This window comes from Haloferula luteola (assembly GCF_014201715.1).
GTDB classification, from domain to species: Bacteria; Verrucomicrobiota; Verrucomicrobiia; order Verrucomicrobiales; family Akkermansiaceae; genus Haloferula; species Haloferula luteola.
Genome location: NZ_JACHFD010000001.1, coordinates 65,613 through 90,308, shown reverse-complemented (window position 1 = coordinate 90,308; position 24,696 = coordinate 65,613). Strand labels below are relative to the sequence as shown.

Annotated in this window: 21 protein-coding genes; 11 read left to right on the top strand and 10 right to left on the bottom strand. The window is 57.8% G+C overall.

Annotated elements, in window-relative coordinates:
* Window positions 1–4: 4 nt before the first annotated feature.
* The 6 genes from pstB (HNR46_RS00385) to HNR46_RS00360 form a co-directional block, all read right to left on the bottom strand.
* On the bottom strand, window positions 5–796 hold the full coding sequence (gene pstB, locus HNR46_RS00385) for a phosphate ABC transporter ATP-binding protein PstB (RefSeq protein WP_184014724.1): 792 nt from the start codon (window positions 794–796) through the stop codon (window positions 5–7).
* On the bottom strand, window positions 796–1,557 hold the full coding sequence (gene pstB, locus HNR46_RS00380; protein ID WP_184014722.1) for a phosphate ABC transporter ATP-binding protein PstB: 762 nt from the start codon (window positions 1,555–1,557) through the stop codon (window positions 796–798). The genes pstB (HNR46_RS00385) and pstB (HNR46_RS00380) overlap by 1 nt, the downstream gene beginning before the upstream one ends.
* Window positions 1,557–3,179 (bottom strand): phosphate ABC transporter permease PstA, encoded by a 1,623-nt coding sequence (gene pstA, locus HNR46_RS00375; RefSeq protein WP_184014720.1) that lies wholly within the window; start codon window positions 3,177–3,179, stop codon window positions 1,557–1,559. The genes pstB (HNR46_RS00380) and pstA overlap by 1 nt, the downstream gene beginning before the upstream one ends.
* Before the next feature lie 10 nt (window positions 3,180–3,189).
* Window positions 3,190–5,451 (bottom strand): ABC transporter permease subunit, encoded by a 2,262-nt coding sequence (locus HNR46_RS00370; protein ID WP_184014718.1) that lies wholly within the window; start codon window positions 5,449–5,451, stop codon window positions 3,190–3,192.
* 110 nt (window positions 5,452–5,561) lie between these two features.
* A complete protein-coding gene (locus tag HNR46_RS00365; RefSeq protein ID WP_184014716.1) occupies window positions 5,562–6,515 on the bottom strand; it encodes a PstS family phosphate ABC transporter substrate-binding protein in 954 nt (317 codons plus the stop codon).
* A 207-nt stretch (window positions 6,516–6,722) separates the two neighbouring features.
* On the bottom strand, window positions 6,723–8,027 hold the full coding sequence (locus HNR46_RS00360; RefSeq protein ID WP_184014715.1) for a hypothetical protein: 1,305 nt from the start codon (window positions 8,025–8,027) through the stop codon (window positions 6,723–6,725).
* 347 nt (window positions 8,028–8,374) lie between these two features.
* Between HNR46_RS00360 and HNR46_RS00355 the strand changes: the two genes are divergently transcribed.
* The 10 genes from HNR46_RS00355 to HNR46_RS00310 all read left to right on the top strand — a co-directional run bounded on the left by HNR46_RS00355 (window position 8,375) and on the right by HNR46_RS00310 (window position 19,806).
* On the top strand, window positions 8,375–8,938 hold the full coding sequence (locus tag HNR46_RS00355; protein WP_184014713.1) for an elongation factor P: 564 nt from the start codon (window positions 8,375–8,377) through the stop codon (window positions 8,936–8,938).
* Window positions 8,939–9,116: 178 nt separating this feature from the next.
* The gene (locus HNR46_RS00350; RefSeq protein WP_184014711.1) at window positions 9,117–10,856 is read left to right on the top strand and encodes an NADH-quinone oxidoreductase subunit G; all 1,740 of its coding nucleotides are present in this window, start codon (window positions 9,117–9,119) and stop codon (window positions 10,854–10,856) included.
* Between the two features lie 24 nt (window positions 10,857–10,880).
* Window positions 10,881–12,149 (top strand): complex I subunit 1/NuoH family protein, encoded by a 1,269-nt coding sequence (locus HNR46_RS00345; RefSeq protein WP_184014709.1) that lies wholly within the window; start codon window positions 10,881–10,883, stop codon window positions 12,147–12,149.
* A gap of 15 nt (window positions 12,150–12,164) precedes the next feature.
* The gene (locus HNR46_RS00340; protein ID WP_184014707.1) at window positions 12,165–12,731 is read left to right on the top strand and encodes a NuoI/complex I 23 kDa subunit family protein; all 567 of its coding nucleotides are present in this window, start codon (window positions 12,165–12,167) and stop codon (window positions 12,729–12,731) included.
* Window positions 12,732–12,767: 36 nt separating this feature from the next.
* Entirely contained in the window at window positions 12,768–13,325 is a 558-nt protein-coding gene (locus tag HNR46_RS00335; RefSeq protein WP_184014705.1) for an NADH-quinone oxidoreductase subunit J family protein, read from the top strand.
* 3 nt (window positions 13,326–13,328) lie between these two features.
* On the top strand, window positions 13,329–13,646 hold the full coding sequence (nuoK, locus tag HNR46_RS00330) for an NADH-quinone oxidoreductase subunit NuoK (protein ID WP_184014703.1): 318 nt from the start codon (window positions 13,329–13,331) through the stop codon (window positions 13,644–13,646).
* A gap of 55 nt (window positions 13,647–13,701) precedes the next feature.
* The gene (gene nuoL / locus HNR46_RS00325) at window positions 13,702–15,534 is read left to right on the top strand and encodes an NADH-quinone oxidoreductase subunit L (RefSeq protein WP_184014701.1); all 1,833 of its coding nucleotides are present in this window, start codon (window positions 13,702–13,704) and stop codon (window positions 15,532–15,534) included.
* 15 nt (window positions 15,535–15,549) lie between these two features.
* On the top strand, window positions 15,550–16,980 hold the full coding sequence (locus HNR46_RS00320; RefSeq protein WP_184014699.1) for a complex I subunit 4 family protein: 1,431 nt from the start codon (window positions 15,550–15,552) through the stop codon (window positions 16,978–16,980).
* A gap of 33 nt (window positions 16,981–17,013) precedes the next feature.
* The gene (locus HNR46_RS00315) at window positions 17,014–18,495 is read left to right on the top strand and encodes an NADH-quinone oxidoreductase subunit N (RefSeq protein WP_184014697.1); all 1,482 of its coding nucleotides are present in this window, start codon (window positions 17,014–17,016) and stop codon (window positions 18,493–18,495) included.
* Between the two features lie 243 nt (window positions 18,496–18,738).
* Complete coding sequence (locus HNR46_RS00310) at window positions 18,739–19,806, top strand: C39 family peptidase (RefSeq protein WP_184014695.1); 1,068 nt, start codon at window positions 18,739–18,741, stop codon at window positions 19,804–19,806.
* Between the two features lie 18 nt (window positions 19,807–19,824).
* On the opposite strand, the gene trpD is transcribed toward HNR46_RS00310, so the two are convergent.
* Entirely contained in the window at window positions 19,825–20,868 is a 1,044-nt protein-coding gene (gene trpD, locus HNR46_RS00305) for an anthranilate phosphoribosyltransferase (protein WP_184014694.1), read from the bottom strand.
* 60 nt (window positions 20,869–20,928) lie between these two features.
* Window positions 20,929–21,510: a thioredoxin family protein gene (locus HNR46_RS00300; RefSeq protein ID WP_184014692.1), complete on the bottom strand. Its 582-nt coding sequence runs from the start codon at window positions 21,508–21,510 to the stop codon at window positions 20,929–20,931.
* A gap of 95 nt (window positions 21,511–21,605) precedes the next feature.
* Here HNR46_RS00300 and moeB point away from each other — a divergent pair, with 95 nt between their 5' ends.
* Window positions 21,606–22,736, top strand: coding sequence for a molybdopterin-synthase adenylyltransferase MoeB (moeB, locus tag HNR46_RS00295; protein WP_184014690.1), 1,131 nt, complete (start codon window positions 21,606–21,608; stop codon window positions 22,734–22,736).
* Here the strand turns inward: moeB and HNR46_RS00290 are convergent.
* Window positions 22,705–23,757, bottom strand: a complete 1,053-nt coding sequence (locus tag HNR46_RS00290; RefSeq protein WP_184014688.1) for a S1C family serine protease — start codon at window positions 23,755–23,757, stop codon at window positions 22,705–22,707. The genes moeB and HNR46_RS00290 overlap by 32 nt on opposite strands.
* Window positions 23,708–24,688 (bottom strand): S1C family serine protease, encoded by a 981-nt coding sequence (locus HNR46_RS00285; protein WP_184014686.1) that lies wholly within the window; start codon window positions 24,686–24,688, stop codon window positions 23,708–23,710. The genes HNR46_RS00290 and HNR46_RS00285 overlap by 50 nt, the downstream gene beginning before the upstream one ends.
* Window positions 24,689–24,696 lie beyond the last annotated feature (8 nt).

Sequence of the window (24,696 nt, the reverse complement as noted above, 5' to 3'; positions counted from 1 at the left end):
GAGATTAGCCGAAGCGGCCAGTAACGTAGTCTTCAGTTTCCTGGCGGCGGGGATTGGAAAAGATCCGCCCAGTTTCGTCGAATTCCACCAATTCCCCGAGATAAAAGAATGCAGTCCGATCAGAAATCCGTGTCGCTTGCTGCATATTATGGGTCACGATCACGATGGTGAATTCCCTTTTTAGTTCGAGAATCAGCTCCTCGACCTTCGCTGTAGCCACGGGATCGAGCGCTGAGCAAGGTTCGTCCATCAGGACAATCTCAGGCTTCACCGCGATTGTCCGGGCAATGCAGAGTCGCTGCTGCTGTCCTCCGGAGAGCCCGAAGGCGCTTTCTCCGAGGCGGTCTTTCACCTCATCCCAAAGGGCAGCCCCCCGCAGCGCTTTTTCGACGATACTATCGAGCGCGCCCTTTTCTGAAGTGCCCGCCAGGCGAGGTCCATAGGCGACATTTTCATAAATCGACCTAGGGAAAGGGTTGCTCTTCTGAAAGACCATCCCCACTCGTCGACGGAGTTCAACCGGATCGACTTCAGGGCTATGGATCTCGACCCCTTCGATGTGGATCGTGCCCTGGGTCACCCGAGCCCCAGGAACGAGGTCGTTCATGCGGTTGAAGCAGCGCAACAAAGTCGATTTCCCGCAGCCTGAGGGGCCGATAAATGCGACGATCTCATTGCGGGTGACCTCAAGAGAGATCCCTTTCAACGCACGGGATTTGCCGTAACAAAAATCCACGTTTTCGACCGAAATGGCAGACGGACGCGAGTTCGAATCGTTGGAAGATGAAGCATTCATCAGCTGAAGCGACCGGAGATGTAGGCTTCCGTTTCCTCTTGCTTGGGGTTTTCGAAGACCTCCAAGGTAGGACCATACTCGATGAGTCGACCCATGTAGAGAAACGCCGTACGATCCGAACAACGGGTGGCCTGTTCCATATTGTGAGTGACGATCACGATCGTGAATTGCTCCTTCAACTCGCGAATCAGAGCCTCAATCTTGAGAGTGGCGGTGGGATCCAGCGCCGCGCAAGGTTCATCCATCAGCAAGATCTCCGGCTGATTGGCGATGGCTCGGGCGATGCAAAGCCGCTGTTGCTGCCCCCCCGAAAGGCCGAAGGCGCTATCGTGCAGGCGGTCCTTCACTTCATCCCAGAGCGCTGCGGAGCGCAAAGAACGCTCCACGACTTCGTCGAGTTCCTTCTTTCGATTGCGTCCTGCGACCCGGAGACTGAAAACGACGTTTTCGTAGATCGATTTGGCGAATGGATTGTATTTCTGGAAAACCATTCCCACGCGCTTTCGCAGGGAAATCACTTCGACCTTGGGGTCATACAGGCTGTTGCCATTCAAGCGGATGTCACCTTGATGTCGCACCCCATCGATGAGGTCGTTCATCCGATTCATGTTTCTTAACAGCGTCGACTTACCACAACCAGACGGCCCAATCAGGGCTGTGACCTGGCGCTCCGGTATTCTCATGTCGATGCCATACAGAGCCTGCTTCGGTCCGTAGAAGAAACTGAAGTGGTCGACGGCGATAAAATCTTCGCGGGGCATCAGAAACTGCTGGTGGCGTACTTCTTCCGGAGACGGTTACGAATGATGATCGCGGACAGATTCATCACGACCACGATCGTGATCAGCAGCAGCGTGGTCGCAAAGACCATAGGCTTTGCCGCTTCCGAGTCAGGCGATTGGAAACCGAGGTCGTAGATATGGAAACCGAGGTGCATGAATTGCCGCTCTGCATGGATGAAGGGAGCGGTGCCATCGATGGGAAGATCTGGAGCGCTCTTCACGACGCCTACGAGCATCAGCGGTGCCACCTCCCCGGCTCCGCGGGCCATGGCGAGAATGACCCCCGTGAGAATGCCTGGAAGAGAAGCGGGGAGAACGACCCGCTGGATCGCCTGCCACTTTGAGGCTCCGCACGCGAGGGCGGCCTCACGGACGCCGCGAGGCACCGCGGCCAATGCTTCTTCCGTGGCCACAATCACCACGGGAACGGTCAACAGAGCCAACGTCAACGAAGCCCACAAAATCCCCCCGCTCTTGAACACTGGCTCTTCACTGGTCGGGAAGAACCAATCGTCCACCACGCCGCCGACAAAATAGATGAAGAAGGCGAGGCCAAAGACGCCGAAGACGATCGATGGAACCCCAGCGAGGTTGTTGACAGAGATGCGAACGGCTCTCACTAGTGGTCCCTGTTTCGCATACTCGCGCAGGTAGATGGCCGCGATGACGCCAAATGGAGTCACGAACAGGCTCATCACCAGGGTCATCACCACCGTTCCGAAGATCGCAGGATAGACTCCACCTTCCGTATTGGCTTCACGGGGATCGCTAATGAGGAAGCTGCCAATGCGACGCAGCATCTCACCGATTCTTCCGAAGAACCCGACTTCATTGGGACGGAATACGTGGAGCAATTCTCCCACTGGAAGCGACAGCGGGCGGCCATCGATGGATTCGACCACCAGATGATCGGCCTCCAGTTCCTGGCGAATTTCGGTGCGCTGTTCATCGAGTTGAGCAAATTCCGTTTGCAGGGCTTCCAATCGAGCCGTGATCTCAGGAGAGGTTCCCGACAACTTCTCCTTCAGGCGGAGTTCTTTGACCTCCTTGGCGTTGCGGCCGATACGGTCTTTTTCGATGTCTTCCAATTGATCCCGACGGTCAGAAGCTTCTCGGATGCGCTGAGTGAGTTGCTTTCGGAAATCCGAGGAGGTTCCTTCCACCGTCGCGCCATCATGAAGCTGGATCGATTGGATGCGCCCGATCACTAAGCCACCTTCGAGTCGCTCAATGAGCGCCAAATCTTCGGGTTGCTGGGTTTCTTGGATTTGCGCCTGATCGACGTAGAGGAACTTTTCTCCGTAGAGTTCTCCATTGCCGCGAAAGATTTGGATCTCCTCGTGAGCGCTGCCGTCCATGGCGCGGCGACTGCGTTCCTGCACCACATACCCAGCGACCGTCTCGAGGGTTCCTTCGCGGTCGACTTTCCAAACTTCGATGCGACCTGGCCAAAAGGACTCAAGTCCCTTTGTCACGACCAGACCGAGCAGTCCGACGGTCAAGAGCACGCCAATGGCGAGGCCGGCGGCCGTGAGCCACACAAAGGGCTCGCCGCGACGCGATCGTCCGGTGCTGGCAAAATTGGAAGGCTTGGCAGGCATGAAACGAAAATCAGACGAGCTTGTTTTTCTCCCTCAGGCGTTGGCGCATCACCTCCGCCACGCTGTTGAGGATGAAGGTCAGCATGAACAGCACGAGAGCGCCGAGGAACAGGGTTCGATAATGAGTCGAACCCGGGGCGGCTTCTGGCAGCTCGACGGCGATATTTGCGGAAAGCGTGCGCATCCCGCTGAAGATGTTCCATTCGGTCACCGGGGTGTTGCCGGTGGCCATGACGACGATCATCGTTTCGCCTACGGCTCGTCCAAAGCCGATCATCAGCGCTGAGAAGATCCCGGGGGAGGCCACGGGAATGATCACCGTTCTCACGACCTGCCAGCGGCTGGCGCCGAGTGCGGCGGAGGCTGCGGTGAGGGTTTTGGGAACGTTCGAAAGAGCATCTTCGGCAATGGTGAAAATCACCGGAATGACCGCGAAACCCATCATGAATCCGACCACCAACGAGTTCCGTTGGTCAAACGACAAGCCAGTTGCCTGAGGCCACCAGAGTCTGAAATCTGCGATCTCTCGCCCGCTCTCCGGTTCTTTGTAGATAAAAACTGCTTTCTCCAACAGCGGGCCCGCCATCCAAGCAAGCCAGCCGATCAAGAGAACGACCGGAACCATCACCATCCACTCCCGGCCCCCTTCAAAGCGACCCCGAACTTGGATCGGTTGGCGGCTCCAGATCACTCCCACAAGCATCGCTGACAATGGCAGGGAGAGGCAGACCAACAAAATCGATGGAACTTTGTCTTCAATGATCGGTGCCAACCAGATCCCCGCAAGGAACCCCAGCACCACGGAGGGCAGCGACGCCATGATCTCCATGGCAGGTTTGACCACCCGTTTCATGTCGTGCGGCAGGAAAGCCGCCGAGAACACTGCCGCCAAGAGAGCGATCGGGAGGGAAAACAAGAGGGCGTAAAACGTGCCCTTCAGGGACCCCACGATCAGAGGAATCAGAGAGAGCTTGGGCTCAAAATCATCCGAACCTCCGGTCGATTGCCATTGGAATACCGGCTCTGAGCCTCCTTCATACCATACCTTTCCGAAAAACGCCCGCCATCCCGCTTCTGGATGAGGGTCCTTCAGGGAGAATCGTTGGACCTGGCCTTCGTGGCCCACGATGAAGAAATGTTCGGTTTTGCCATCAATGGTGGCGGCGACCGGTTCAAATTCGGCGAACCCCTCCCAGCGCACCGCCCCTGAGGTGAGATGGCGCACGGAAAGTTGTCCCCCAGCGCCGGTGAGGAAGCTTTTGTTGCGTAAGCTGGGGGCAAAAACCGGAGCACCCGTGCCAATTCCGGGAAACTCTTTGGTTTCTCCGAAAAGCCGCTGGTTCGAACCTTCAGGGCGGAACAAGCTGAACACTTTTTGATCCCCTGCGGCATCCGTGAGAGCCACGGAGACCCCTCCGAAAAGATAGTCCATGCGCACCGGTGGTGCGCCGTGGAAGGGCTCAAAGGTTTGAACCAGCGTCACCTCGCCTCCCGACTCCTGGAAGTAACGTACTTGGCCATCAGCACCGGAAACCAGCCCCGCCTGTCCGTTTTGTGAGGCGGTCACCGAGACCACCCCGGAAGTCATGCTTTCCGTCAGGTCGACGGTGCCTTGGAGAGTGAGTTTGGGTTTCCCGATCAGAGCGCGCTTTTTCCCCAGTCGCAGCGCGGCAAGGCCTTGATCACGGGCGACCATCAACAGGCGTTTGTCGCCGCCATCGCCGTACGACAAGGCGGTCACTTTCCCTTCTCCAGTCGAGACCGTGAACCAAGGTTCCGTTTCGATGGTGGGAACGATCGTCCGCGTCCCGTCCTCGGAAAATTCTGTCTGATAGACGACGAGGAAGGATCCGACACGTCCATCGGCTAAGCCGACCGCGACTCTCCGATGCACGGGATCGAAGGAGCTCGCCGTGACTTCAACATCCTTCAATGAGGGGACGTCGAGAACTGAGCGCTCTCCGCTCACCATATCGATGAACACCACCTCATCGCCGCCGCGATAGAGGAAAGGATGCTCACCCCATTCATCGACGCCGAGGATCTGGACGTCTCCCCCCGGAGTGGAAACCACCTCTTCGGCTTCCACTTGGGCACCCGAAAACAAGGGCAGGATTTCCCGAACAATGAAAAAGAAGATCCCGAAGACGGCAATGATGACCGCCAGACCTCCGATGCGGATGAGCTGGGTCATCGCGCGATCGAGCATCAGGGTGCGCTTGGAGACCTCGAACCTCTTGGGATCGGGAGCTGGAGGCTTGGCGGAACTCATTCGGGAGCGCTGAATCAAGAGAGAGGCCCGTCAGGGGACAACTCCACCCAAGTGACAACTTGGACGCGGATATTGCTGGTCCCAGACGGGCTTGGGGTCAATGCGTCAGATCACTTCGAGAGCGATTCCAACACCTCAGTGGCCAGTTCCGCAGGAAGGGGGAAGTAGCCATCTTTTTCCACGACTTCCTGACCGTCTTTCGAGAGCACGAATTTCATGAACTCGAGAGAAGTCTTTGCGAGGGGTTCACCGGGCTTCTTGTTGACGTAAATCAGAAGGAAACGAGCCAGGGGATAGTCACCCGAGAGGGCGTTGTCGTAGGTCGCTTCAAAGAACTCACCGCCATCGCTGGAAAGTGGTAGCGCGCGGACTCCCGAAGTTTTGTATCCGATCCCCGAGTAGCCGAGAGCGTAGAGATCTCCTCCCACCCCCTGCACGACGGCCGAAGAGCCGGGCTGTTCCTTCACCGTTGGCTTGTAGTCACCCTTGCCCAGCACGTGTTCTTGGAAGAAGCCATAGGTGCCGGAGGCGGAGTTGCGGCCGTAAAGGGAGATCGGACGGCCCTTCCAGGCATCGAGGCCCAGTTGCCCCCACTCCGTGAGGTCCTGGCTCCCGCTCTTGCGAGTGCTGGAAAAGATCCCGTCGACTTGGGCCAAAGACAGTCCCTTCAAGGGGTTGTCCTTGTGGGCGAAGACCGCAAGCGCATCAATCGCGACTTTCACCTCCGTCGGCTTGTAGCCGAATTTCTTTTCGAAGGCGTCCATTTCTTCAGCCTTCATCGGACGGCTCATGGGCCCGAGTTGGGACGTGCCTTCGATCAGCGCTGGCGGAGCGGTGGATGACCCTTTGCCCTCGATCGAGATGGTCACATTCGGGTAGGCCTTTTTGAAGCCTTCTGCCCAAAGGGTCATGAGGTTATTGAGCGTATCCGATCCCACCGAGCTCAGGCTGCCCGAAACTCCGGAAACCGACTCGTAGGCAGGCAGGTTTTCATCGAGGTGAGATTCAGCGGCCATGGCGGTGGCCATGCCGGCGGCGAGGATACCAGTCAGGATTGCTTTCATGGGAAAAGTGGTTTGGCGTGGATCAGGTGTTAACAGAACAGAAGCGCTTGGTAGGCGCGGCAGAGACATCGGAAATGTTGAGGCTTTTGCCAGTGGATCTATGGTGACGGAGTTGTCACGCTGGGCTTTCGAAAGGCATGTCAAAGCCGTCACCCGACCCTCCTCGGCAGACACCTCGGACCCTCGGGTGACGGAGAGCGTTTTCCATCAGAAGAAGCTGCGGAAGCCGAACCAGGTAGTGACCGCATCGTAGTCTCCTTGGCTTCCCACGCCGGGCGTGTTCATCCATTCGTATTCGACGCCGCCTTGAACTTTGAGGTTATGGCCACAAAGGTAATAGTTGAGGCCTGCGTAAATGGATTGGTGTTCATTGCCTCGCCCGGAATTGACGTTCACGACAGGCCCGTGGTCGCGACGCACGTAGCGGCTATTGGCTCGAATGCCTTGGTCCTCAGATGACCCGGCATATTGGTAGCGAACGACGCCCTCAAGCTTGTCCTTTACCAGCCAGACATGGGGCATCACCACCAAGGCCCAAAATTCGCCCTGGCGACTGCGCCGGCCGACTCCGTTGCCGGCACTTCCGTTATCGCCGTAGTAAAGGTCCCCGATGACCCCCCAGGTTTCCGCATCGTACTCAGCGGTGAAGCTGGTGGCCCAAGCGTAGTTCCAGAGGCTGTCCTCTCCTTGGGTCGCGTCGGCATCGTTTTGGACGAAATCCCAGTAAAACGACCACTGCTCGCTCGCCGCATAGCCAAGGCCCACTGTATAGGCCAGACCATCGTGCCAGCCACCGATGAAGTCGACATTGTCCCCATCTTCATTGGTGTCGGTACTGAAGACTCCCACCATGGCAGACCATGGTCCTTTTTCGGCGGAGATGGTCACGCCTGTGGGGCGGAGGCTGTCGTAAACTTTGTTGGAAATGGCTGAGCGCTCCACGGTGAGAAGCTTCTTCGATGACTCCCTCGCTTCCGATCCGAGCGTGAATTTATGCCGGCCATAAGCCACCTCAAGGGCATCCAGAGCCTCGATGCCGAAAGCCTTCTTGGCATCGAAGAAAAGCAGGGCTTCATCGAAATCCTCGTAGCCCCATCCGAGCTGATCATCCCCGGGAAAGCGGCTGGTCGCATGCCGCGCGTCATCAACCAGGTTCACGTTTGCCTTCGCCGCAAAGTAGTTCAGGAACTTGACCTGAGCGCCGAGTCGAAACCGTCGCAGTTCGGTGTAGTCATCGCTGAATTCGTAGCCATTGACATCCTGCCCGGCGACGTAAGCCGCTTGCCATTGGAAGCGTCCGAAGATGCCGATTTCCTGAATGAACGGATTCTCCCCTTTGTAGAGAGTGCCAGGCTTGTTGGAGAGCCACTCGCACCAGTCCCCTGCCCCAGTTGCCGTCCCTGTGGGAGGGGCGATGAGTTCTTGGGGTTCACCCGCGAGGGCGGTGGAGACACCGAGCCCGAGGAGGGCCATGCGAAGCCCTTGAGCGAGGGCAATTTCGAACGATTTCATGGTTGCGTGGGAAGTCATGGATTTTGACCGGGCGCTTCCTAGGGTGACAACCCCGTCACCCGGGAGTGATGTTGTGTGACGCTTTTGTCACGCCGAGCGGGCGAGGCGAAAAACCTGCCCTTTTCCTTTACTGGAAGCGGGTTGTAGGTTCTTTGCCTGGATGGAATGCTCCAGTTTGCGTGAACCTTCTGTCACATGGCGAGCTTCCATTGTGAAATCGCCCTTCTCGAGTTTCCCGAGGGAGATCGAGACAGCGCCGCATATCAAGCCAGCCCCTTCTCTCCCAAGCCCTTCGCACGACTCCATCCTTGCCATCGGGCGGGTGGGCACCTATTTCGCCCCGCAACATGGCTAGCACTCCTGTCATCAACCTCCGCCGCGGACACGCGGTTCGTCATAATGGCGACGTTTGCGTCGTGATCTCCCACGAGCTCAAAACGCCTCCTCGAATGGCGTCCTACGTTCAGATGTCGATCCGCAGCGTGGCGACCAAGAAGGTGTCGAACCTTCGCCTCACCTCGAACGATTCGATGGAAGGCGTGATGCTGGAGCGCATCCCCCACGAATACTCCTACAAGGACTCTGCCGGTCACCACTTCCTCCACAATGAGACCTACGACGACGTCGTGGTTCCTGAGGAGATCATCGAGATCGTGAGGGACTACCTGATCGAGGCTCAAATCTACACCTTGCTCTTCGCAGACGGTGTGGTGGCTGACATCGAGCTTCCGCCGTCGATGGTCATGACCGTTGCCGAAGCCCCCGAGGGCATCAAGGGCGACTCCGCCAACAACGCGAACAAGACCGTGGTGATGGAGACCGGCTTGGTCGTGCAGGCTCCTCTTTTCATCAATCCCGGTGAAAAGTTGCTGATCAAAACCGAGGACGGATCCTACATCAGCCGCGCCTAAAGAGCCTCAAGAGGCCGGATTTGCCCAGCTTGGGTGCATTTCCGGCCTTTCTTTCCTCGCCGCCGGCCTGAGTTTGTGAAATTTTTCACAAAGTGCGCTTGCCGCTGGCTGGGGTGGTTTTCATATTCCCGCCGCGCCGTTTCCCGACCGTGCCGAACGCACGTTTCCTCGCATCGACATGAGCGACTCCGCATCGACCACAGAAGCCCGCCTTCCCAAGGATCTTGCCGCCGAAAAAGGCATGGTCAACGTGCAGATCAATGGCGTTTGGTGCCAGGTTCCGAAAGGCACCCGCATGATCGAGGCCTGTCGGATGTTCGGCGTCGACGTCCCCCACTACTGCTACCATCCGAAGCTGTCTTCTCCGGGCAACTGCCGCATGTGCCTGGTTCAAATGGGCATGCCACCACGCCCGGCTCCGGGTCAGGAACCCAGCTACAATGACGAGGGCTACCTCGATATCGGCTGGATGCCCCGCCCAGTGATTGCCTGCGCCAATACGGTGACGGAGAACATGGGCATCCGTACCACGGGCGATCTGGTCGACAAGGTGCGCCAAGGGGTCATGGAGTTCCTCCTGATCAATCACCCGCTGGATTGCCCCATCTGCGACCAAGCAGGCGAGTGCCGACTTCAAGAGCACTCGGTGGGTTACGGCCGGGGCGTTTCGCGCTTCATCGACATGAAGGTGAAGAAGCCGAAGAACGTCGACATCGGACCACGCATTCGACTCGATGACGAGCGCTGCATCATGTGCAGCCGTTGCATTCGTTTCATGGCGGAAGTGGCTGATGATCCGGTGCTTGGATTTACTCAGCGCGGCACCTACACCACCCTCACCGTCCACCCGGGCCGCAAGCTCGATTCCAACTACTCGCTGAACACCGCCGACATCTGCCCGGTGGGTGCCCTCACCAGCAACGATTTCCGCTTCGAAATGCGTGTTTGGTTCCTCAAGGAAACCAAAACCATCGACGTCAACTGCGGGACCGGAGCCAACATCATCGTTTGGACCCGTGGCAATCGCGTCTACCGGATCACTCCTCGTCAAAATGACGAAGTGAATTCCTGCTGGATGCCCGATTCGCATCGCCTCAATTTTCACTATATCGATGGCCCTGAGCGACTCACTGAGCCGATGGTGAAGCTCGATGGCGTGCATCAGCCCGCCACATGGGATCAGTCCATCCGCTTGGTGCGGGAGGCTCTGACCAACTACCCAGCACAGCAAATCGCCATCATCGCCTCCTCACGAATGACCAATGAGGAGCTTCACATGGTGCGCAAACTTGCTGAAGGCCACGGCATTGATCAGATTTCGACCGTGCCGCGCATCGGCGAGAGCGACGGGAAACTGATCTCTGCCGACCGCAATCCGAACACCACGGGAACTCGCTTGGTTTGGAAACGAGAAGATCCCGCATTCCGACTTTCGGCCATTCTCGATGGCGTTCGTAGCGGTGAAATCAAGGCGCTGCTCGTATTCGGAGAGGATCTTACCGCCGAGGCGGGCTTCACTCAAGAAGACCTCAGCAAGCCCGAGTTCATGGCTTCGGTTCAACTGCTTGCCGGGCCCACCGCCGAAGCCAGCCATGTGGTTCTCCCGGGTGCCGCCTTCGCTGAAAAGCGAGGTTCGATGGTCAATGTCACCGGGCGCTTGCAACGCCTCAATCGAGCCGTGGAGCCCCCTGAAGAGGCTCGTGACGATTGGGAAATCCTCCGTGATCTGGCTGGTTCTGTAGGCCCCTATCTGATCGAAGATGTCTTCAAAGACATGGCCGGATCCGTCTCGGAGTTTGCCGACCTCTCCCTCTCGAAAATCGGCGACCTCGGAGTCGTGGTGACCGAAACTGGCGTGACCATTCCCCTTCTTGAAAACGAGCGCGCCCGCAAGGCTTCGGGTGAGATCGTCGGCTGACCCTTCCCTTCCCTTCCTGAATCCATGGAGCTTCTCATCCAACTCGCGATCATTGCAGCCAAGGTCATCGGCCTCACGTTCCTGATCGTGTTGCCACTGGTGCCGATCTCGGTGTATTTTGAACGCCGATTTTCAGCGATCATCCAAGACCGGGTCGGTCCGAACCGAGTCGGCATTCCACTCACCCTCCTAGGGGGAAAGAAGGACATCTCCTTCTTTGGTTTGGTCCAACCGATGGCGGACGGCCTCAAGTTGTTTCTCAAGGAGGACTTCACCCCGGTTCACGTCCGTAAGGCCTATTTCTGGTTGGCTCCGGCGCTGGTGATTGTGCCGTCTTTGATCACCGTTTGTGTCGTGCCGTTTGGTTCCTCGATCGGATTCACGGGCGAGGAGGTCAAACTGGTCATCGCTGACCTCGACGTGGGCCCACTCTTCGTTTTCGCCATCGCATCGCTGTCGGTGTATGGCATCACCTTGGCCGGCTGGTCTTCGAATTCCAAATACCCCTTCGTGGGCGGCGTGCGTTCGACGGCGCAGATGATTTCCTACGAAATTGCCCTCGGACTTTCGATCATTCCAGTGCTCCTCTACTATGGAGACCTGAATCTCTCGAACATCGTCGAGCACCAGGCCAAGCACGGGTGGCTGTTGCTGCCGCTGTGGGGTCATGATGCCGACCACACCTTGGTGTCGAAGCTGCTATTTTGGATTCCGGCGTTCATCGCTTTCCTGATCTTCACGGTTTCGATCTTTGCGGAGACGAACCGGATGCCCTTTGACCTTCCCGAGTGCGAAACCGAACTCGTCGGAGGTTACCACACCGAGTATTCCTCCATGAAATTCGCCATGTTCTTCATGGGCGAATACGCGGCCATGGTCATTGGGTCTGCCATGATCATTACGCTATTTCTCGGCGGCTGGTCGCTGGGCTTCGGGAGCGATGCTTTTATCTCCGGACTGGCGATTGGCGGATTCAAAATTGGTGGACTGATCCATCTCGCCATCTTTATGGCGAAGCTAGTAGCCTTCATCCTGTTCTTCATTCTGGTGCGTTGGACGGTGCCTCGGTTCCGTTACGACCAACTCATGCGCTTGGGTTGGGTGATCTTCTTCGAAGCGGCGCTGATCAATGTCTTCCTGGCCGCTCTGGTCATCGCGGCTCCCCAACTTGGCACGGTCATCACTGTCGTGGGCGCTGTCCTGCTCGTGATCGTTTCCGCCGCACTGTTGTGGGTGCTTCGCGCCTCCGAACCGAAAGCCGCTCCGAATTACGGTCTGCTAGGCTCCAACTGAACCCCTTCCTCATCGATGCCAGTCGTCAAAGTCAAACGCCCCGAACTCGCCGCCGGCGAAAAGGTCTACCTCGGAGCCATCGTCAAAGGCTTCTTCATCACGATGAAGCACGCCTTCGATTCGCTGCGCGGGAAAACCCGTGGAGCGGATACCCTCAAGTCGTCAGGACTCGGGGCCACGATGCAGTTCCCTGAACAGCGGTGGGACGACCAGATGCCCGAATACTATCGCGGAGCCCCCACGCTGGTGACCGACGAACAAGGTCGCGAACGCTGCGTTTCCTGCCAACTTTGTGAGTTCATCTGCCCGCCCAAGGCGATTCGCATCGAGCCCGGTGAAATCCCTAATGATGATGCTTGGGCCAAGGTGGAAAAGCGTCCCAAGGAGTTCGATATCGACATGACCCGCTGCATCTACTGCGGCATGTGCGAGGAAGTCTGCCCCGAGCAGGCCATCTTCCTGCGAAAGGACTACCTCATCACCGGCGGCAGCCGTGCCGAGATGGTGCATGACAAGAAGAAGCTCTACGAAATCGGCGGAGTCCGCGTCGGCCTCGTCAACAAGTGGAACGAGCTGAAGTGACCGTATCGCCCTGACCTCCTTTCCCATTCTTTAGCCATGCCTCTCCTTCTGTTCTGGATTTTCGCCATCCTGATGTTGCTCGGCGGCCTTGCCGTGGTGGTGCTGCCCAATCCGGTGGCCTCAGCGTTGTCGATGGTGGTGTCCTTTGTCGGACTCGCCGGACTGTTCGTCGGCCTCAATGCCTTCTTCGTCGGGGTGATGCAAATCCTCGTCTATGCCGGTGCCATCATGGTGCTGTTTCTCTTCATCATTATGCTTCTTGATTTGAAGACCGAAGAGAAGCGCACGCCCAAGCTTGTTCCTGTGATCGGCGGACTAGGGATCGTGCTGGCGTTCACCATTCAGCTGCTGGGTGTGCTGGGAAGCACTCCTGACAAAGCGGCGGAACCGCTTGACCTCACTGCCGCTTCAGTCGCCATGGCAGAGACCAGCCCCGGCATTTCCGCCAAACTCGCCGCTGGGCATTTGCCAGACGTCAACCTCGTCGGTCAGGTCGCTTTCACCAGCTACAATTTGCCGCTTCAAATTGTCGGCGTGCTTCTCCTCGTTGCCACCGTTGGAGTGGTGGTGCTTTCCAAACGCCAGACGACCTGAGCCATGGCCTCTCTGAATTCCTACCTCTTTGTTTCCGGCCTCCTGTTCATCATCGGCCTTTCCGGCGTGGTCATGCGCCGGAACATCATCGTGGTGTTCATGTGCCTCGAGCTGATGCTGAGTGCCGCCAACCTCACCCTGGTCGCCTTTTCGCGATTCAACGGCACCGGAGGGCTGCCTGACTACAGCGCCCAGATGCTGGTCTTCTTCGTGATCACGGTAGCAGCGGCCGAGGTCGCCGTCGGGTTGGCCATCATCGTCGCCCTCTATCGAGCCCGCCAGACGATCCACACCGACGAATTGACTGCGCTGAAAGACTGACGCTCGGAACCCACTTCCCCAAGAGACTTTTTCCTCGACCTAACATCCGCCTTCCATGCTGCCCTGGCTCCTTCTCCTCCTTCCCCTCTGCTCTGCAGCGGTGAATCAGCTCTATCTGAAGCGGAACGCGTTTCTTGCTTCGATGCTCTCCGTGGCATCGGTGGTGGTGACGCTGATCGTTTCCTTCCTTCTCCTCGGAAAGACAGACGGCGGCCCCAGCTATTCCTGGATCTCGATCGGGGATTTCCAATTGCCGATTCAACTGAAGCTCGACGCTCTGTCGACGGGCATGATGATCGTGGTCACCGGGATCGGCGCCCTGGTGCATATTTTCTCCCTCGCCTACATGGCGGAGGATGGCGCCAAGGCGCGCTTCTTTACCTGCCTCTCGCTTTTCATGTTCTCCATGACCGGCATCGTTTTGGCGGGGAACTTCATCATGACTTTCATTTTTTGGGAGCTGGTGGGTTTGAGTTCCTATTTGCTGATCGGTCACTGGTATGAAAAGGACTCGGCAGCAGACGCCGCCAACAAGGCTTTCATGGTCAATCGCGTCGGTGACTTCGGATTTCTGATTGGCATTCTCCTCACCTTTGGCCTCACAGGAACCTTTGTGTTCGACGACATGAAGGTCGGCTTGAACAACTTTGCTGCCCTGCATCCCGACCTCGTCGGTGGGCTCCTTGCCGCGGCCATTCTTTGTGTGTTCTGCGGTGCTGTGGGCAAATCCGCTCAGATGCCCCTCCACGTTTGGTTGCCCGATGCCATGGAAGGACCAACCCCGGTTTCAGCTCTGATCCACGCCGCGACCATGGTGGCGGCAGGTGTCTACATGCTCTTCCGCGTGCAACTTTCTCTCGGTGCCGAGGCCTTCGAAGGAGTTGCCGGAAACGCCATTGCCTGGGTAGGTGGCTTCACGTCGCTGTGCGCCGCCCTGATGGCCACTCAGCAGAACGACATCAAACGCGTGCTGGCTTACTCCACTCTCTCGCAACTGGGCTACATGGTGATGGCTGTGGGTCTGGGCGGAGCGGAAGCCGGCATGTTCCACCTTTTCACCCACGCTTGGTTCAAGGCCCTCCTCTTCTTGGGCTCTGGCGCAGTGATTTACGCCTGCCATCACGAGCAGGACATCTGGAAGATGGGCGGCCTGATCAAGAAGATGCCGATCACTACCCTGACCTTCGCCATCGGCACCGCTGCCCTGATCGCGGTTCCTTTCGTCACTTCCGGTTTCTATTCCAAGGAAGAAATCCTCGCGACGGCTTATGCGAAGAACAAGATTCTGTTTGGAATCGCTGTCTTCGTGGCTTTCCTCACGACCTTCTACATGACCCGAGCATTTGTGGTCGCCTTCCTTGGCAAGCCGCGGGATCACGGTTCCGATCATGCCCATGAAGTGGGCCCCCTGATGCTGGCTCCGCTCTGCTTGCTGGCACTGATGGCGATCGGCTCATCCTGGCTCACCAAACCCCTCAGTGCCGTGGATCCGCGGCTGATTCATCATGCCGAGGAACACGCAGAAGGGCATCTTCTCATCCTCGGGTTGTCAGCTGCTGCACTGGTGCTCGGATTGCTTGCCGGATTTCTCCTGTATCGAGGGAAGGACAAAGACCCCATCGATCTGCCCCTTCTCCAAAACCGTTTTTACATCGATGTGGTGTATGAAAAGGGTGTCGTGAAACTCCTTCAGGACGGTCTCGCCGCGCTGATTCACTTCCTCGATGTCTGGGTGATCAATGGACTCCTTGTTGGTGGTTCTGCGCGCCTCTCCCAATCGTTTGGCAACCTCTTCCGCCGAGCTCAGGCGGGCAACCTTCAGGGCTACGCCTTCCTTCTCGGGATTGGCGTCGTGCTGGTCATCTACTTCACCACTTTCTGGAACTAAGCGCCCGGTTTTCTCATGCTCCTCGCCCTTGTCCTGATCCCTATTCTCGCCGCTCTCGCCATCCTTGGCGGTGCCCAAGCTCGCATGGCTGCCTTGGTGGCTGCGGGTCTTAACCTCGCGCTTGGCATCGCTGCCGCGTTGCAACCGGCCGCTCCATTTTGGTCGATCTCTTGCAGCGTCCTGAGTCGGCCCGACATCCACCTTGCCTTGGGTCTCTACGATGGCATGAGCGTGGTGATGCTGCTTCTTGCCGTGATCGTGACCCTGGCGGCTGTGCTTTCCGGGAAAGCTCCGGAAGGTCGTGAAAAGCTCTACTATGCCTCCTCTCTGCTGATTTCAGCCGGAGCGATCGGGGCTTTCGTCGCCACGGACCTTTTCTTCTTCTACGCCTTCCACGAACTGGCCCTGATTCCGACATTCCTGATGATTGGGATTCTTGGCCGTGGTGATCGCCGGGCCATTGCCTGGAAGATCACCCTCTATCTGGGCTTCGGTTCCTTGATATTGCTGGCCGGGCTGCTGTGGCTCGCCCATGTCGCAGGAACTTTCAGCATCCCAGAAATGCTGGCTCGCGGCCCAGTGGATGCCGCTTCTCAGAAAGGGATCGCAGCGCTCCTCATCGTGGGTTTTGGCATCCTGGTCTCGCTCTTCCCGTTCCACTCCTGGGCGGCTCCTGCCTATGCCAGCGCACCGGCCCCGACCGCCATGCTTCACGCCGGGGTGCTCAAGAAATTTGGTCTTTATGGGCTGCTTCGCCTTGCGATTCCGCTGCTGCCTTCCGGAATGCACGCGTGGCTGACTCCATTGTGTGTATTGCTGCTGGGCAACATTCTATGGGTGGGCTTTGTCACTCTGAACCAGCGGCGTCTTGATGGCGTGTTGGGTCACTCGTCTGTGATGCACATGGGCTACATCTTTCTGGCCATCGCGGCTCTCGCGGCTTCGCCGATGAACGATCTCGCTCTGCCTGCTGCCGTGCTTCTGATGTTTGCCCACGGCATTTCGATCGCACTTGGCTTCGGGCTCGCCGACCGCATCGAGCGCAAGACCGGATCCCTCGACTTCGCCGATCTCGGGGGCCTGGCCAAGCCAGCACCGGGTCTGGCATTTCTCTTTGGCCTGGCAACCATGGCCAGCATCGGCTTGCCAGGTTTGGCCAACTTCGCAGGAGAAGTGATGGTCTTCGTCTCCTCCTTCCGCAATTACCTCCCAGCCGAAGGCATGGGTCCGGTCCAAATCACCTGCGTCCTCGCGATTTGGGGTGTCGTGATCAGTGCCGTCTATGGCCTGCGTGCGTTCCGACGGACCTTTCACGGCCCGACCCGCCCGTCTACGGAAACGGCGACCGACTTGTCGCTCTGTGAACGAGCCCCATCGCTGTTGCTGGCTGGCGTGTTGTTGGCTGTCGGCATATTCCCGAACCTCCTTCTTTCTCTTCTCCAGTAATTCCCGCCGGGTCCCACCCTTTTCTTTTCCACCATGCCCGCCTATTACCTCGAAGCCCTTACGGTCACTCTCGGCATCGTTCTCTTGATGCTTGAGGCCTTTGGTCCTGCGCACTCCAAGCGCCATATCGGCTTGATTGCTGCCTGCGGACTCGGGCTGATTTTCATCTTCAACCTTTTCGCGATCGGCCCAGATCAGGCGCGACCCGATTCGGCTTGGGCCGGGTGGCCACTCTGGAATTTGTATGGCTACGACGGGATCGCCCGCTTTTACAAAGGATTTGCCCTCGCCTGCACCGCACTGGTGATTCTCATGGCGCTGGATTACCGCCCGATTCTCGCTAGGTTCACCGACCATCCCGGTAGCGAGGCGGCGACAGGCGAGTACTATGCGCTGCCCGTCTTCGCCTGTGCAGGCATGATGTGGATGGCTTCTGCTAAGGATTTGGCCTCCGCCTTTGTTGCGCTGGAGCTTGTTACCATCACCTTCTACATTCTTGTCGCCTTCCTCCGCCGCAATCTCGGATCGCTTGAGGCCGGTGTGAAATACCTCATTCTCGGTGCTTTGAGCACGGGCTTCCTCGTCTATGGCATCGCCTGGATTTACGGCAGCACCGGGACCATGAATTTGCAGGCCCTTGGTCTGAAGTTGGCCACCGCGACGGAGGCCTCGCCCGCCTTGTTGCTTGGCGTAGGTTTGGTGCTGGTTTCCCTGGCCTTCAAGATTGGCGCGGTTCCGATGCACGTCTGGATCCCCGATGTGTATCAAGGCGCACCGACGCCCACCACTGCTTTCCTCTCCGTGGGTTCGAAGGCTGCAGGTTTTGTGCTGCTGTTGCGCTTCCTTGATCCCTTGCTTCAAGTGGGCTCCCCCGTGGCCAAGCACGTCATGGTGATGCTCGCCATCCTTGCAGGTGCGACCCTCTTGGTTGGAAACCTTGCGGCGATCGCCCAAACCAACTTCAAGCGCTTGCTGGCCTATTCCTCGATTTCCCACGCGGGGTTCCTCACTCTGGCACTGGCCTCCTGGCAGACTTCATCCGCCACGGCCATGGGTTCGGTCACCACCGTCAGCTTCTATTTGGCGACCTATCTGCTCATGACCCTGGCCGCCTTCTTCATCCTTGCTCAAGTGCGGCTGCAGAGTGGTTCGGAGGAGATTGATGCTTTCAATGGTCTCGGCAAGCGTTCGCCGATGCTTGCCCACGCGCTCACCGTGATCATGGCGGCCATGGCCGGTGTTCCACTGACGGCCGGATTCTGGGGCAAATGGTTCGTCTTCTCCCTGGCCGTGAATCAGGGACTCTGGTGGTGCGTTGCCCTGGCGACCATCGGCGCTGCTGCAGGCTTTTACTACTACTTCAAGTTGATCCGCGCCATGTGGTGGGTGGAAGCTTCGGCCGATGCTCCCGTGGTTCAACTTCCAGGGATCAGCCGAGTGGTTGTGATCACTCTGACACTTGCCATCCTCATTCTAGGGGTATTCCCGGCGCCTATTCTTTGGTTGATCGGTTAAACCGACAACTCCGCTCTTGGAGATATCATCACTCCGTGTCACGTTTTCCCCGTGATACGGAGTTTTTTGATATTAGGAGGGTTAAGCTCCTTGGCCTGGTCTCAGGTGGAGATCAATGATCAAGGAATAAAAGTTAACTTCGACCCTCTTCTTGAGCTCCCTCAATCGTTCGCGATCTCTCAAGATGCTTTTGAGAAACTGTATCAAACGCCCGCGGCTGAAGAAACCAAGGCGTTTGCATGGATGACGCAAGATCGCGACCGAGCCGTGTTCATGAAGTCCGCCTGGGAAAAGGGCAGAAAGGTTGAATTCTCTCTCTTCGGGGGAGAAGTTCCCTGCGAAGAGGTCACCATCGACTTCTCCGACGAGGGAATCAGTGGAATCAGCCTTAGTATCTACAATCGAGCGGACAGCGAAGGAGTCGACTCGTCTGAGTTCGAACGGCGCTTTAAGGCCACGGGGAAGAAGATGGGAGAGAAAATCGGCGGACGGGTGATGGCACGCAAACCGAATCCAAGCCAAGGCCTTCTGACCGAAGGATGGAGTTGGACGGATCGCGACAGCATGGCGGTGCTTGAGCGCAATCCCGAAGCCTCTCAAGGCCATCTTGAATTTTTGCGCCTTCGGATCGCCCCGACCAAGGCGTCAGGACCGATCGCCAATTCGGTACGTCCTGGAAACAGCAGCCGTGTTCGCAAGTCAGACCTGCCGACCTTCGTCCACAGTCAGGACGGTGATGTGTGGATCGACCCGATTCCCATGGTCGACCAAGGACCGAAGGGTTATTGCGTCGTGGCCTCCGTTCAGAGGCTCTTCGAATACTATGGCATTCCCTGCGATCAGCATCAAATCGCAGAAATGGCCGATTCGGATGCCGATTCGGGCACCTCATCGATCGCCATCATGGGACTGCTTGGGAAGATCGACTACCGCTTCAAAACCCGCTTTGACGTTCTGGGTGTCGAATTCACCAATGGCCAACTCTATAGCGTCAAAGTGCGGTCGGGCGACCGTTTCGATGCCGGCACCGAATTCGACGAACGAGACTTCGAAAAGCAGATCGTGAGGCATGTAGATGCCGGGATTCCCTTGTTGTGGAGTCTGCAACTCGGGATGTTTCCTGAAGAGCCAGCCATTTCCCCACAGGCACGTGGCGGACACATGCGTATGATCATCGGATACAATCTCGATCAGCGAAAGGTCATCTTCTCCGACTCCTGGGGAGCTGGGCATGAGAAGAAGAAAATGAAAATTCGCGATGCATTCCGTGCGACGACGGGAGTATTCACCATCACTCCAACGGTGAACTGACCAACCCCCGACAACTCCTTAGCGGGCGACCGACTGGAGCGCCCGCAACCGATCCAGAGCGCTGCCATCTTGAATGACGGCACGTGCGAGTTCGATTCCGCCGCCAATATCATCGGCCAGCCCACAGCATGCGAGGGCCGTTCCTGCATTCAAAAGCACCATATCGGCCTTCGATCCCGTATCTTTGCCTGCGAGGATGGATTCAAGAATCGCGGCATTAACCGGAGCATCTCCACCTTGCAGGTCCGCCAGCTCTGCATGCACGAGCCCGAAATCTCGTGGACGAACCTCCTCGTCTTCCATGTCCTGATAGGCCCCTGCCTTACAAATGCGGGTCGAACCGAGTAGGCTAACTTCATCAACGGACCGTCCATCGGCCGTGGTTCCATGCACCGCCCAAGCACTCTCGCGACCCAAGCGTTGGAGGATTTCCGCGAAAACCGGGCACCAAGCCCGCTCAAACACGCCGACGAGCTGACAATCCGGCCGGGCCGGATTAAGGAGCGGACCGATCAAATTGAAAATCGTCCGCACTCCCCTTTCGGCGAGTTTTTTGCGAACTCCGACCACCGCCTTGAAAGCGGGGTGATAGGAAGGTGCGAACAGGAAACCGATCCCGGCCTTTTCCAAACATCTGCGGAAACCCTCGGGATCGAGATCGATACGAATTCCCAGAGCTTCCAGTACATCCGCACCACCACTCTTGGAAGTGATTCCGCGATTGCCGTGCTTTACCACCACCCCTCCGGCCGCGGCCACGACAAACATCGTTGTCGTCGATACATTGAAGAGGTTGAGCTTGTCCCCGCCTGTTCCGCAAACATCGATTGTCGGGCCCTCTATATCGGCCAGCCCTACATGAGGATTGACGGCATGTTCGAGAAACTCTTCCACGAATCCCGCGATTTCCGCTGCGCTCTCTCCTTTTTTGGAGAGAGCTTCCAGCAATTGAAGCTTCTTGCCTTCGTCGCCATCCGGATCGAGCAGCAGGCGTGCTGCGACATCAATCTCGCGGCGGCTCAACTCCTGGCCGGATTCGAGGTGGTGAATGATCGCGTCCATTTCGAGAAACTAGCGCCCGCCCCCCCCGACGTGCAACCGTGGAGAAGAAAGAAGCTAAAATCAGCCGAACGATTCCGGCTCCATCCCCTTTTTCCATTTGATATTGCATCCTGTGCTTGGCCGAGCCGGGGAGGGTGGCTCTGCGCCGGAAAGCAGGGCATCGACGGCCGCCGAAAGATCATTTCCGGAAGGGGGAATTTCGTTCTTCGGCCGAGAGTCGTCGAACTGACCTGCGTAGAAAAGCGCGCCTTCTCCGTCAAATAGGAAGAAGTCTGGAGTGCAGGCAGCTCCGTAAGCATGAGCGACTTCTTGTGTGGCGTCGTAGAGGTAGGGGAAATTCCAGCCGTGTTTGCTGGCGAAATCGCCCATGTATTCCGGGCCGTCCTGAGGGTAGTTCTCCACGTCATTGGACGTGATGGCCACCACTCCGATGCCCCGAGTTTTCCATTCGTCCGCCAATGATCCTAAGGCACTCGCCAGCATAACGACGTAGGGACAATGGTTGCAGACAAACACCACCAGCGTCCCGCGAGGTCCTGACACCTCGTCCAGGCGATGCTCTCGTCCCGTCGCATCGGGAAGCGCAAAGCAGGGTGCGGGCTCGCCGGACTTGAGAAGAAAGGTGGAGGGAGTTTCGGCCATGACCATTCCCTCCTTCGCGCGTCGCGGGTCGTCAAGCGACGATTCTCCCAGCCGCGGTTGCCAAGCCTCGGGATCCGTTCCAAGTTGCGGCGTCCATGGAACTCAGCTCCGCCGAACTCGATCGTTACGCCCGCCACCTCACGGTCCCCGGCATCGGGCTTGAGGGCCAATCCCGCCTCAAGGAATCGTCCGTGCTGTTGGTCGGAACGGGAGGCCTCGGCTCCCCTGCTGCCCTCTATCTGGCAGCGGCGGGGGTGGGTCGGATGGGGTTGGTGGACGACGACGTCGTTTCTCGGTCGAACCTCCAGCGGCAGATTCTTCACGGCGAATCCTGGGTGGGAAAGCCCAAGCTCGAGAGTGCAGTGCAGCGCCTGGCGGAAGTGAACCCGCACGTTCAAGTTGAACCTCATGCCTGCCGGCTGACGCCTGACAACGCCGCGGACCTAGTTTCCCAATATGATCTGGTTCTCGATGGATCCGACAACTTTCCCACGCGTTTTTTGACCAACGACGTGTGTTTCCAACAAAAGAAGCCCTGCGTCTACGGGTCGATATTTCGCTTTGAAGGGCAAGTGACGGTTTTCGCCCCCCATCTTGGTGGTCCGTGCTATCGATGCATGTTGCCGAGTGTGCCGCCGTCGGGCGCGGCACCGAGTTGCGAAGAAGCCGGAGTCCTTGGTGTTTTGCCGGGAATCGTTGGCAGCCTCCAGGCCATGGAGGCGATCAAATTTCTCCTCGGAGTTGGCCAGCTTCCGCTGGGGAAGCTGATTTGCTACGACGCTTTGCGTACCTCATTTCGCACCCTTCGACTGGCGGCCGATCCCCAGTGCGCGCTATGCGGCACCACTCCTACCGTCACTTCGTTGCACAATCCTGAAACACTTGCCTCGGCCCATTGCGCCGTCGAAGACCCATCCTTGCCGAGCTTGTCGGTGGAGAATTTGGCAAACTTGCTGGCAGGCGGGCCCGTCGCGCTACTCGATGTTCGTCGACCTGAAGAATTCGCCGTCGCTTCGATTCCAGGCAGTGTCCTTATTCCACTTCACGAGTTGGAACATCGGCTCGATGAGGTGCCTCATGGGTCCCCTCTCTACGTTCACTGCAAATCGGGAATGCGTTCTGCCAAGGCGGTCGCGATGTTGCGCACCACAGGTCGGAATGCCATCAACATCGAGGGTGGCATCGATGCCTGGCTCAATCGGCAGAAATCATCGTCGAACGTTTGATCAGAGAATCGACCAACTCAGCGAGGTCCCGAGCCGGGATGGCATAGGTTTCGCAACGGCTAAAGCGAGCGATATTCATTCCGACGCAGCGGCCTTCGAGATCGAGAACAGGGCCGCCCATAAAATGACGGTTGCCGATGATGTCATGTTGCATGATCCGTGGAAATCCCGTGCGTCGGGTTGAAAAATCGCCACTCATCTGGTCGTTCCGCGTCATGGACTCACCGAAAATATCGGTACGTCCCGCGAGTTCGACTTCCACTTCGATTTTTTCATCCCCACGGAGAATGGTCAATCTCACGGACTCACCCACTCGACGGGTATCCAAGCAACTCAGGACTTCTTCGCGCAGATTGACCTCCGTTCCGTCGATCGCCAACAATCGATCTCCCTTCTGCAGCCCGGCTTTTTCCGCCCCGCTGCCTTCCGTGATGGAGGACAAGTTCAGCCCTTCTTCCTCCTCTTCAAGCATCACCCCGAGAACGGCTCCGCCACTGGGAGGAATCTCGCGGGTATTTGCGGCCACCATTCCGATTTGAACCCGTCGATATTTGCGAGTGGTTGCGCCGTTGGCCACGATCCATTCGCCTCGCTCGAGATCCTCAGTGCGGGACAAATCCACCGGATGCCAGCCCGTCGCCGAAACTTTCAATAGGGCGACATCCCACTCGGTATCCACCGCGGCCAGAACCGGCTTTTCGTAGCGCTGATCGTCGACGGTGATGGTCAAATCTCCAACCTCCCCCAGTTCGCTCGCTTTGGTCAAAAGATAGCCGTCTGAGGAAACCACCACGCCAAAAATCACTTCGTGGAAACCTCGCTTGATCACCGCACTTCCCTGCTGGAGGAAGGCTTGCACCGGCTCGAAAGCTCGATGCATTTCCTTACCTCCCATTCGATAGGCAGACTCCAGAGAACGCGCCGCCGGAGATGGCAGCGCGAGGATCAGCGCCAAAAATGGAATCGTGCCCTTATGCATCACGGTCTCCCAATCGAAGAGTGAGGGTTTCAGACTCTCCATCGCGAAGCAGTTCGAAAGCCACCTGATCGGAAGGAGCCTTCGACGCCAACCATTCCTGCAGGCCATCCCGATCATTCAGTGGCTTTCCATCAACACTCAGAAGGATATCACCCTCCTTCAATCCGGCTTTTTCGGCTGGAGATTCACGGCCCACTCGCTTGACAACCACCCCGCCTTCGCTCCGTGCCTCAACCAACAAACCTAGAAAGGCTTTGCCTACCTCTGGACGCTCCGCGAAAGGCCCATCCCCGATGAATTGAGCATCCATCAGGCCCTGCCAATCCCGGAGGAAGGCCGACACGGGCACGTGCATGTTTTCCGGCAATTTGGCGCCGACTCGCGAATGAATCCCAATCAGCCGCCCCATAAGATCGAAAAGAGGCCCACCCGAATCCCCACCAATCAAGCTGCAGTCCGACTGCAGAGTGGTATCGGTGGTGCGTACGATCCGACCGGGACGAAAGACCACGCCGCGCTTCAGATCAAATCCTCCGGAGTGGCCTAGGGCAAAAACCCAATCACCTAGCTGCGCCGGATGATCCCTCGCGATTTCGACGAAAGGATACTTTCCAGGTTCAACAATCCGCGCCAGCGCGGCATCGACCTCCGAATCCAACCCCAACGACTCCGCTTTCACCTCCCGCCCATCCTCAAATACCACGGTGAACTCCTGGCCGACACCTCCCGTCACGTGCGCCGCCGTCATGATGAGTCCATCCTCGCTGACCACCACCCCGCTTCCGGAACCCTGCCCCAACTGGATGCAGACGGTGGCAGCACGCGCAGCAGGTAGGGCTGACTGCATCAACCGCTGGATCTGCTTCAAATCGTCCCGGGATTCAGGAACGCGCTTCTGATTGATCGACAACGGCTCCGCCACCGACGCCAGCGTGGTGAGGGAAAGAAGAAGAGTAATGCGCAGTGCCAACATGCTCGCCT